Source organism: Roseomonas rosulenta (genome assembly GCF_016106005.1).
GTDB classification, from domain to species: domain Bacteria; phylum Pseudomonadota; class Alphaproteobacteria; order Acetobacterales; family Acetobacteraceae; genus Neoroseomonas; species Neoroseomonas rosulenta.
Genome location: NZ_JACADR010000182.1, coordinates 1 through 9,060, shown reverse-complemented (window position 1 = coordinate 9,060; position 9,060 = coordinate 1). Strand labels below are relative to the sequence as shown.

12 protein-coding genes and 1 pseudogene are annotated in these 9,060 nt (G+C 73.9%); 12 read left to right on the top strand and 1 reads right to left on the bottom strand.

Annotation, left to right across the window (positions count from 1 at the left end; all coding sequences use genetic code 11):
• The 11 genes from HW578_RS18455 to HW578_RS18405 form a co-directional block, all read left to right on the top strand.
• Positions 1-513: hypothetical protein (locus tag HW578_RS18455; RefSeq protein WP_198372160.1), on the top strand; the 513-nt coding region annotated here is incomplete at its 5' end.
• Entirely contained in the window at positions 510-1,025 is a 516-nt protein-coding gene (locus HW578_RS18450) for a hypothetical protein (protein WP_198372159.1), read from the top strand. The genes HW578_RS18455 and HW578_RS18450, both read left to right, overlap by 4 nt.
• Positions 1,026-1,065: 40 nt before the next feature.
• Positions 1,066-1,842: a RibD family protein gene (locus HW578_RS18445; protein WP_198372158.1), complete on the top strand. Its 777-nt coding sequence runs from the start codon at positions 1,066-1,068 to the stop codon at positions 1,840-1,842.
• Positions 1,843-1,909: 67 nt separating this feature from the next.
• Entirely contained in the window at positions 1,910-2,890 is a 981-nt protein-coding gene (locus tag HW578_RS18440; RefSeq protein WP_198372157.1) for a zinc-dependent alcohol dehydrogenase, read from the top strand.
• A 48-nt stretch (positions 2,891-2,938) separates the two neighbouring features.
• Entirely contained in the window at positions 2,939-3,343 is a 405-nt protein-coding gene (locus HW578_RS18435; RefSeq protein WP_198372156.1) for a 6-pyruvoyl trahydropterin synthase family protein, read from the top strand.
• Positions 3,340-4,386, top strand: a complete 1,047-nt coding sequence (locus tag HW578_RS18430; protein WP_198372155.1) for a glycosyltransferase family 4 protein — start codon at positions 3,340-3,342, stop codon at positions 4,384-4,386. The genes HW578_RS18435 and HW578_RS18430 overlap by 4 nt, the downstream gene beginning before the upstream one ends.
• Positions 4,383-5,258 carry a class I SAM-dependent methyltransferase gene (locus HW578_RS18425; RefSeq protein WP_232479097.1) on the top strand — a complete coding sequence of 292 codons (876 nt, stop codon included), beginning with the start codon at positions 4,383-4,385 and terminating at the stop codon, positions 5,256-5,258. Before HW578_RS18430 ends, HW578_RS18425 begins: the two co-directional genes overlap by 4 nt.
• Positions 5,259-5,270: 12 nt before the next feature.
• Positions 5,271-5,756, top strand: coding sequence for a cupin domain-containing protein (locus HW578_RS18420; RefSeq protein ID WP_198372154.1), 486 nt, complete (start codon positions 5,271-5,273; stop codon positions 5,754-5,756).
• A 12-nt stretch (positions 5,757-5,768) separates the two neighbouring features.
• The gene (otnK, locus tag HW578_RS18415) at positions 5,769-7,028 is read left to right on the top strand and encodes a 3-oxo-tetronate kinase (RefSeq protein WP_198372153.1); all 1,260 of its coding nucleotides are present in this window, start codon (positions 5,769-5,771) and stop codon (positions 7,026-7,028) included.
• On the top strand, positions 7,021-7,653 hold the full coding sequence (gene otnC, locus HW578_RS18410) for a 3-oxo-tetronate 4-phosphate decarboxylase (protein WP_198372151.1): 633 nt from the start codon (positions 7,021-7,023) through the stop codon (positions 7,651-7,653). Before otnK ends, otnC begins: the two co-directional genes overlap by 8 nt.
• An 8-nt stretch (positions 7,654-7,661) precedes the next feature.
• Positions 7,662-8,006 carry a DUF1937 family protein gene (locus HW578_RS18405; RefSeq protein WP_198372149.1) on the top strand — a complete coding sequence of 115 codons (345 nt, stop codon included), beginning with the start codon at positions 7,662-7,664 and terminating at the stop codon, positions 8,004-8,006.
• Positions 8,007-8,020: 14 nt separating this feature from the next.
• Here HW578_RS18405 and HW578_RS18400 read toward each other — a convergent pair whose 3' ends face one another.
• Positions 8,021-8,716: an MgtC/SapB family protein gene (locus tag HW578_RS18400; RefSeq protein ID WP_198372147.1), complete on the bottom strand. Its 696-nt coding sequence runs from the start codon at positions 8,714-8,716 to the stop codon at positions 8,021-8,023.
• A gap of 122 nt (positions 8,717-8,838) precedes the next feature.
• Between HW578_RS18400 and HW578_RS18395 the strand changes: the two are divergent.
• Positions 8,839-9,060, top strand: a pseudogene (locus tag HW578_RS18395) (tripartite tricarboxylate transporter substrate-binding protein); the annotation flags it as partial.

Below are 9,060 nucleotides of genomic sequence, written 5' to 3'. Positions count from 1 at the left end.
CGACGCCATGCCAGCCTGGTGGTGATTGCCGCCATCGGGGCCGCGGCCGCGGCCGCGCTCTGGCAGCGCGCCGGCGCGCCCGCGGTCGGCGCCGCGCTGTATCACGCCTGGGAACTGTTCCTGTTCATCGCGCCCTCGCTGCTTGCCGGCCTGCTCCTCGCGGCGGCGCTGCGCCAGCTCATCTCGCCCGGCGCGCTGGCGCGCTGGATGGGCGCCGAGAGCGGCTGGTTCGGCCTCGCGGTCGCGACGCTGGCCGGTGCGCTCACGCCCGGCGGGCCGATGGCCGCCTTTCCCCTCGTGCTCGTGCTGGCCGGCGCGGGGGCGGATCGCGGCGCGCTCGTCGCCTATATCCTGTCCTGGGCGCTGAACGGCTTCCAGAAGCTGCTGGTCTACGAGATGCCGCTGCTCGGGCCGGACTTTGCCATCATGCGCACGCTGGTCACCCTGCCCATGCCGATGATCGCGGGCTGGGTGGCGCGCCGCCTGCCGATCGCCTGGACCCCTCCCAGATGACCGGCGGCCAGGTCTTCCTCGCCGTCGTGGCGGTGATCGCCTTCGGCGCCTGCCTGCGCCGCGGGCCGGGCGCGGCACGGCGCGCGGTCGCGGATACCGGAAGCAGCCTGCTGAAGATCCTGCCGATCTTCGCCGTGGCGCTGCCGATGGCGGCCTTCCTGGCGGAACTGATCCCGGCCGATGCGGCGGTGACCTGGATCGGCCCGGACTCGGGGCTCAACGGCATCCTCGTCGCCTCCTTCGCCGGCGGGCTGATGCCGGGCGGGCCCTTCGTCACCTTCCCGCTCGTGCTGGCCTTCGCCAAGGCGGGCGCGGGCGTGCCGCAGATGGCCGCCCTCATCACCGGCTGGTCGATCTTCGCCCTGCACCGGATCATCACCTGGGAATACCCGGTTCTGGGCTGGCGCTTCGTCGTGATCCGCCTGATCGCCGCGGCCCCCCTGCCGATCCTGGCCGGGCTGCTGGCCGAGGGCGCGGTGGCGCTGCTGCCCATCACCCTCGGCCGGCCCTGACCCTGGCGCCCCCGGCCCGCTTCGGGCATGACGCGCGGCGATGGACGCCAGCACCCCTGACACCGACTGGACGGCGCTGCTCGCCGCGCGCGAGGGCGCGCGCCCCGCCGGCGCGCTGGCACCGCTCTTTGCGCCCATCCTGGCCCCGCCCGCCGCAGCCGATGGCTGCCGCGTCATCGGCCGCCTGGCGCAGACGCTGGACGGGCGCATCGCCACCGCATCGGGCAGCAGCCAATGGATCGGCGGGCCGGGCGATATCCTGCACACCCACCGCCTGCGCGCGCTCTGCCACGCCGTCGTGGTCGGCGCCGGCACCGTCCGCCACGACGACCCGCGCCTGACCACGCGCGAGGTGCCAGGCCCCGACCCCGTGCGCGTGGTGATCGACACCGACCGCCACCTCTCGGCCGATTTCCGCATCTTCCGCGACGGCCCGCCCACGCTGCTCGCCTGCGCGAACGACACGCCCGGCCCCGACACCCACGGCACCGCCGAGGTGCTGCGCCTGCCGCGCGAGGCCACCGGCGGCATCGCCCCCGTCGCCCTTCTCCGCGCGCTCGCCGCGCGCGGCCTGACACGCATCTTCGTCGAAGGCGGCGGGCTCACCGTCTCGCGCTTCCTCGCCGCCGGCTGCCTCGACCACCTGCACGTCACCGTGGCACCCGTGCTGCTCGGCTCGGGCATCCCGGCCTTCACCCTGCCGGAAGTGGCGCGCATCGCCGACGGGCTGCGCTTCAGCTGGAAGGTCCACGAGATACCGCCGGACATCCTGCTGGATATCGCGGTGAACCGCGCACGGCCGGGCGGCGCACCGTGAGAAGCAAGCAGCGGGGGAGGGAACTCCCCCGCACCCCCTCCTTTTTCTGGCTTTTGGGGACTGACGGGTGAACGAAGCTCGGGCGCTTTGGACCGTCGCGGCGAATCGCTGCGAGATCCGACATGAAGCCCTGCCGGCGCGCGCGCCCGACCAGGCGCTGGTCCGCGCGCGCGCATCCGGCATCTCGCGCGGCACCGAACGCCTGGTGCTGACGGGGCGCGTGCCCCCCTCACAGCACGCCGCCATGCGCTGCCCCCTCCAGCAGGGCGACTTCCCCTTCCCGGTGAAGTACGGCTACAGCGCCGTCGGCACCGTCGAGGACGGGCCGGGCCCGCTGAAAGGCCAGCGCGTCTTCGTCCTGCATCCGCACCAGGACCGCTTCCTCGCCCCCGCCGCCATGTGCATCCCCATCCCGGACGCCGTGCCCGACACGCGCGCCGTGCTCGCCGCCAACATGGAGACCGCGGTGAACGTGCTGTGGGACGCCCGCCCGCTGGTCGGCGAACGCGCCCTCGTCATCGGCGCGGGCGTTGTCGGGCTACTGGTGGCGCATCTCCTCGCCCGCATCCCCGGCGTCGAGGTCGTGGTCTGCGACATCGACCCGCGCCGCCGGGCGATCGCCGAAGCCCTGGGCGCGGGCTTCTGCGCGCCCGAGGACGCGCCGGGCGAACGCGACCTCGTCATCCACGCCTCCGCCGACCCCGCCGGGCTGCGCCGCGCCCTCGAGCTCTGCGCCTTCGAGGCGCGCATCATCGAAGCGTCATGGTTCGGCACGCGCGAGGCGAGCCTGCCGCTCGGCGAGGCCTTCCACAGCAAGCGCCTGTCGATCGTCTCCACGCAGGTCGGCGCCGTGGCCCCCGCGATGCGCGGCCGGCGCACCCATGGGCAGCGCATGGCCCTCGCGCTGACCCTGCTGGCCGACCCGGCGCTCGATGCGCTGGTCGGCCCCGCCACGCGCTTCGCCGACCTGCCCGCCGCCATGTCCGGCCTGCTCAACCCGCCGCCCGGCGAGGTGCCGCCGCTCTGCCCCCTCGTGCTCTACGACTGACCGGCCGGCGCGGGTGACGCGCGCCGCGGCGGCCGCTAAAAGACCGCCATGTACAGCCTCACCGTCGTCGACCACGTCATGATCGCCCATTCCTTCCGCGGGGAGGAATTCGGCCCCGCCCAGCGCCTGCACGGCGCCACCATGATCGTGGAGGCCGAATTCCGCGCCCCCGCGCTCGACCGCCTGAACCTGCTGGTGGACATTGCCGCGGCGAAGGTCGAGCTGCGCGCCATCCTCGACACCTTCGACTACCGCAACCTCGACGCCGAACCCCAGTTCGCCGGGCAGAACACCACCACCGAGTTCCTCTGTGCCCATATCCACAAGCTGCTGAGCGCGGCACTCGCGGAAGGCCGCCTCGGCGAGGGCGGGCGCGCCGTGACGGGGCTCAAGGTGCTGCTGAAGGAAAGCCACATCGCCTGGGCCGCCTATGAAGGGGCGCCGGCGGCTTGAGCATCCACCTCCTCGTCCCCGCGCCCTTCGACGCGATCTCGGGCGGCTACATCTACGACCGCCGCATGGTCGAGGGGCTGCGCGCGCTGGGCGAGAGCGTCGAGGTCGTCGAGCTCCCGGGCCGCCACCCCGCCCCGGACGAGGCCGCGGAAGCCGGCGCGCGCGCCGCGATCCATGCCCTGCCGGCGAATGCGCGCATCGTCATCGACGGGCTCGGCCTGCCGGCCTTCCTGCCGCTGGCGCAGGAGCTCGCCGCGCGCCGCGCGGTGGCGCTGATCCATCACCCGACGGCGCTCGAGCACGGCGCGGACGAATCCACGCGCACCGTGCTCAAGGCCAAGGAACGCGCGCTTTTCAGCGCCTGCGCGCGGCTGGTCTGTACCTCCTCGCTCACGGCGCGGCGCCTGCCCGAGGAATTCGGCGCCGACCCGCAGCGCATCGGCGTGGTCGAGCCCGGCACCGACGAGGCCCCGCGCGCGGCCGGCTCCGGCGGGCCTGGCTGCGCCATCCTGAGCGTCGGCACGCTGGTGCCGCGCAAGGGGCATGACGTGCTGCTGCGCGCCCTCGCGCGGCTCACCGACCTCGAATGGTCGCTCACCATCGCCGGCGACGACCGGCGCGCCCCCGCCCATGCGCACGGCCTGCGCGCTTTGGCCGAGGAACTCGGCGTCGCCGCGCGCGTCACCTTCGCCGGCGAGGTCGAAGGCGCGGCGCTGGAGGCGCTCTACCACCGCGCCGACCTGTTTGCGCTGGCCACCCGCTGGGAGGGCTACGGCATGGCCGCGGCCGAGGCGATGGCCCGTGGGCTGCCGCTCGCCATCACCGCCGGCGGCGCCATCGCCGAGGTGGTCGCGCCCGGTTCGGCCATCGTCTCGCCGGTCGATGACGTCATCTCGCTGTCCAAGGGCATGCGCCGTCCAATCTTCGATGCCGAATTGCGCGCCGAGATGGCCGAGGCCGCCTGGCAGGGCGGGCAGCGCCTGCCGCGCTGGGCCGACCGCGCCGAAGCCTTCCGCGCCGAGCTCGAGAGGGCCTTCGCATGATGGCCGAGGAATTCGACGGCGACTGGCTCGACCTGCGCGAGCCCTACGACGCCGCCGCGCGCGACCCGGGCCTCGCCGCCATGCTGGCCGCCGCCCTGCCGGCGCGCCCGCGCGTGCTCGACCTGGGCGCGGGCACGGGCAGCCTGCTGCGTTGGCTCGGCCATTTCATCGGCCGCGCCCAGGCATGGACGCTGGTTGATGCCGATGCCGCGCTGCTCGAGCGCGCCTTCGAGACCATCGCGGATCGCGCCGAGGCGGTCGGCTGGGTCGCCACCTGGCCGGGGAGGAAGACCCTGCTGGTGCACTCGCCCGAGGGCGCCTGGCGCATCGAGGGGCTGGTCGCGAACCTGGTGCTGGCCCCGGCCAACCTGCCACTCGACCGTGTCGATGCGGTGGTGAACACCGCGCTGTGCGACCTCGTCTCCCGCGACTGGGTTGAGGCGATGGCGGCGGCCTGCGCGCGCCGCCGCCTGCCCTTCTACGCCGCGCTGAACGTGACGGGGCGCGAGCGCTTCTCGCCCCCCTACCCGGGCGACGCGCTGGTGATGCGCGGCTTCCGCCGCGACCAGCGGCGCGACAAGGGCTTCGGCGGCATCGCACTCGGCCCCGCCGCCCCCGATGCCATCGCCGAGGCCTTCGCCGCCCATGGCTACAGCGTGCATCGCGCCGCCTCGGACTGGGTGATCGACCGCCGCGCGCGCGTCTTCGCCGCCGAGATCGCGACCGGCCACGGCAGCGCCGCCATGGCCTGGGAACGCCGCGACGCCGCGCGCATCGAGGACTGGATCGAGGCCCGCCGCGCCCAGGCGATGGATGCGCTGCTGTCCGTGCGCATCGGCCACCAGGATGTGCTCGCCCTGCCCCCAGGCTGAAGGAAGGCCGCCATGCCCGACACGCCGCGCCCCATCGCCGTGACCGCCATGGAGGTGCCGCCGCGCGCGAAGCCCTCCGGCTACCCAGCCGACCTGGTGGACAAGATCGGCGGGCGCGAGAAGCGCACGCTCGGCGACATCTTCGGGCTGAAGAACTTCGGCGTGAACATCACCCGCCTGCCGCCGGGTTCGGCCTCCGCATTGCGCCACGCGCATGAGAAGCAGGACGAGTTCGTCTACATCCTGGAAGGGGCCTGCACGCTGGTGACCGATGCGGGCGAGACGCCGCTGCGCGCGGGCATGTGCGCCGGCTTCCCCGCCGGGACCTGGGATGCGCACCACCTGGTGAACCGCGGCGACGCCGATTGCCTGTATCTCGAAGTGGGAGACCGCACGAAGTTCGAGCGCGTGATCTACCCCGACGACGACCTCGACATCCGCCCCGGCCCGGATGGGCGCAGCGTGTACTACCGCAAGGACGGCACGCCCGTTTTCTGAAGGAGGGCGACCATGCCCCTGCTGCTCGGCTGCATCGCGGATGACTTCACCGGCGCGACCGACCTCGCGAACACGCTGGTCAAGGGCGGCATGTCCGCCGTGCAGGTGATCGGCGTGCCCGACGGCCCGCTGCCCGAGGCCGATGCCGTCATCGTGGCACTCAAGACGCGCACGGCACCGGTGGGCGATGCGGTCGCGCAGTCGCTGGCCGCCTGCGATGCGCTGGTCGCGGCCGGGGCGAAGCAGCTCTTCTGGAAATACTGCTCCACCTTCGACAGCACCGATGCGGGGAACATCGGCCCGGTCGGCGATGCGCTGCTGAAGCGGCTGGGCTCGGGCTTCGCCATCGCCTGCCCGGCCTTCCCGACCAATGGGCGCACCATCTATCTCGGCCACCTCTTCGTCGGCGGCGCGCTGCTGAACGAGAGCGGGATGGAGCACCACCCCCTCACCCCCATGACGGATGCGAACCTGGTGCGCGTTCTCTCGCGCCAGACCAGCGGCGGCGTGGGCCTGGTGCCCTTCGGCGTGGTGGAACAGGGTGCCGGCGCGATCCGGCGCGAGATGACGCGCCTCGTCGATTCCGGCCGCCGCTGGGCGATCGTGGATGCGGTGACCGACGCGCACCTGATGGCGATCGGCGAGGCGGTCGCACCCCACGCGCTGGTGACCGGCGGGTCGGGTGTCGCGATGGGCCTGCCGGAGAATTTCCGCCGCGCCGGGCTGCTGCCCGCGCGCGCCGATGCGGCATCGCTGCCGCCGATGCAGGGCTTCGCCGCCGTCGTCGCCGGGTCCTGCTCGCGCGCGACACTCGGGCAGATTGGCCTCGCGCGCGACCATGCGCCGGTGCTGGAATTGGATGCACTCGCCACCCCCGACGCTGCCGCCATGGCCGCGCAGGCGCTGGCCTGGGTCGATGGCAAGCTCGCCGCCGACCGACCCGTGGTGATCGCCGCCTCCGCCACGCCGGAGAAGGTCGCGGCCCTGCAGGCGAAGCTGGGGCGCGAGGCCGCCGGCGCGCTGGTCGAGGACGCCGTCGCCACCATCGCGGCGGGCCTGGTCGCGCGCGGCGTCGGCCGCCTGGTGGTGGCGGGCGGCGAGACCTCCGGCGCCGTGGTGCAGCGCCTGGGCGTGACATCCCTGCGCATCGGCCCCGAGATCGACCCCGGCGTGCCCTGGACCTACGCCAACCCGACCGGGATGCACCTCGCGCTCAAGTCGGGCAATTTCGGCGCGCGCGACTTCTTCCTGAAGGCGTTCTCCCATGGATGAGGCCGCACTTCGCGCGCAACTCGCGATGCTCGGCGCATCGCTGTTCCAGCGCGGCTATTCGGTCGGCACGGCGGGGAACATCTCGGTGCGCCTGCCCGATGGCTACCTGATGACGCCGACCAATTCCTGCCTCGGGCGGCTCGATCCCGCGCGGATCAGCAAGCTGGCGCCGGACTGGTCGCATGTGTCGGGCGACAAGCCCTCGAAGGAGGTCTTCATGCACCGCGCCGTGCTGACCGCGCGGCCCGATGCGGGGGCGGTGGTGCACCTGCATTCCACCCACGCCACGGCCATCGGCTGCCTCGCCCAGCCCGGCGAGCCCGCGCCGATCCCGCCGCTCACGCCCTACTTCGTCATGCGCATCGGCCGCGCCCTGCCCGTGATCCGTTACTACCGCCCGGGCGATGCGGCGATGGAGGCCGACATCCACGACGCGGCGAAAACCGCCAAGGCCGTGCTGCTCGCGAACCACGGCCCGGTGGTGTCCGGCCGCACGCTGGAAGACGCGGTGCATGCCGCCGAGGAGCTGGAGGAAGCCGCGCGCCTCGCGCTGCTGCTGCGCGGTGCCGGCGCGCGCGAACTCACGCCTGCGCAGGTGGACGACCTGCTCGCCACCTTCGGGTGATGTGGATCATGGTCGCCGGGCCCTATGCCTCCGGCGGCGCCGACGCGCCCACCCGCGCCGCGCGCCTCGCCGCGATGAACCGCGCGGCACTCGCGCTGTTCCGCCGCGGCCACATCCCGGTCATCGGCGTGAACATGGCCCTGCCCGTCATCGTCGCCGCCCAGGGTCGCGACGATGCGGGCGATGCCTATGCCGAGGTGATGCAGCCGCTCAGCCTCGCGCTCGCCGAACGCTGCGACGCCATCCTGCGCCTGCCGGGCGAGAGTGCGGGCGCCGATGAGGAGCTTGCCCGCTTCGAAGCCGCCGGCAAGCCCGTGTTCCGCGCGGTCGAGGACATCCCGCCGGCCGCCTGAGGCCGCCCGCGGGGCTATCCGGCATCCTCCTCCGACCAGCCGATCCGGGTGACGGCGGGCTCCACGCTCATGCGGCCGATGATCCGTTCGAGAACCGCAGGCGCATCGCCCGCGGCGACCACCCGCGCGCTCAGCGCCACGCGGCCCGGCGCGTCGAGGTCCTCGCTGTCGAGGCGCAGCAGCCGCGCCTCGCTCAGCGCGATCTGCTTGACCAGCAGCCCGCGGATCGCCGCCTCGCTCTCGGCCAGGCAGGTCGCGGTGATGCGGAAGGCGCGCTCCGCCTCCGCCCCCGCAGCCGGCGCGCGGTCGATCAGTGCGACCAGCGGGCGGATCACCAGGTTGACCGCGATGATCAGCCCGGCCAGCAGCGCCCCGATCGCGATGAACCCCGCCGCGCAGGCCACGCCCACCGCCGCCGCGCACCACAGCGTGGCGGCGGTGTTGAGGCCCTTCACGTTCAGCCCCTCGCGCATGATGGCACCCGCGCCGAGGAAGCCGATCCCCGAGACCACCTGCGCCGCCATGCGCGACGGGCTTGCCTCGTTCGCCATGGTGAAGCCGACCAGCGCGAAGGCGGCCGCCCCTAGCGCTACCAGCGCATTGGTGCGCAGCCCCGCCGCGCGCTGGCGGTACTGCCGCTCGACGCCGATCGCAGCCCCCAGCAGCAGGGCCGCCACCAGCCGCAGCGCCACATCCTCGAAGCCGAGCATCGGTGCCCTCCCGTTGCGACTTCATCCCAGGCCCTGCCCGGTGCGCAAGCGGCGCCCCGTCTTGACCTCGCGCGGCCGCCGCGCCAGACGGCGCGCGGAGACGACACCAAGGACGCCACGCCATGACGACACGCCGCGCCGTGCTCGCCGCCGCGACGCTCGCAGCCTTGCCCGCCCGCGCGCAGGCGCCATGGGCGCCCGATGGCCCGGTGCGCTTCATCCAGGGCTTCGCGCCCGGCGGCACCACCGACATCGTCGCCCGCCTGCTCGCCCCGCCACTCGCCGCCGCGCTGGGCCAGCCCGTGGTGGTCGAGAACCGCCCGGGCGCCGGCGGCACCCTGGCG

Coding starts and splice junctions, on each gene's coding strand:
- HW578_RS18450 (WP_198372159.1), top strand. CDS start 510: ATGACCGGCGGCCAGGTCTTCCTCGCCGTCGTGGCGGTGATCGCCTTC.
- HW578_RS18445 (WP_198372158.1), top strand. CDS start 1,066: ATGGACGCCAGCACCCCTGACACCGACTGGACGGCGCTGCTCGCCGCG.
- HW578_RS18435 (WP_198372156.1), top strand. CDS start 2,939: ATGTACAGCCTCACCGTCGTCGACCACGTCATGATCGCCCATTCCTTC.
- HW578_RS18425 (WP_232479097.1), top strand. CDS start 4,383: ATGATGGCCGAGGAATTCGACGGCGACTGGCTCGACCTGCGCGAGCCC.
- HW578_RS18420 (WP_198372154.1), top strand. CDS start 5,271: ATGCCCGACACGCCGCGCCCCATCGCCGTGACCGCCATGGAGGTGCCG.
- otnK (WP_198372153.1), top strand. CDS start 5,769: ATGCCCCTGCTGCTCGGCTGCATCGCGGATGACTTCACCGGCGCGACC.
- otnC (WP_198372151.1), top strand. CDS start 7,021: ATGGATGAGGCCGCACTTCGCGCGCAACTCGCGATGCTCGGCGCATCG.
- HW578_RS18405 (WP_198372149.1), top strand. CDS start 7,662: ATGGTCGCCGGGCCCTATGCCTCCGGCGGCGCCGACGCGCCCACCCGC.
- HW578_RS18400 (WP_198372147.1), bottom strand. CDS start 8,716: ATGCTCGGCTTCGAGGATGTGGCGCTGCGGCTGGTGGCGGCCCTGCTG.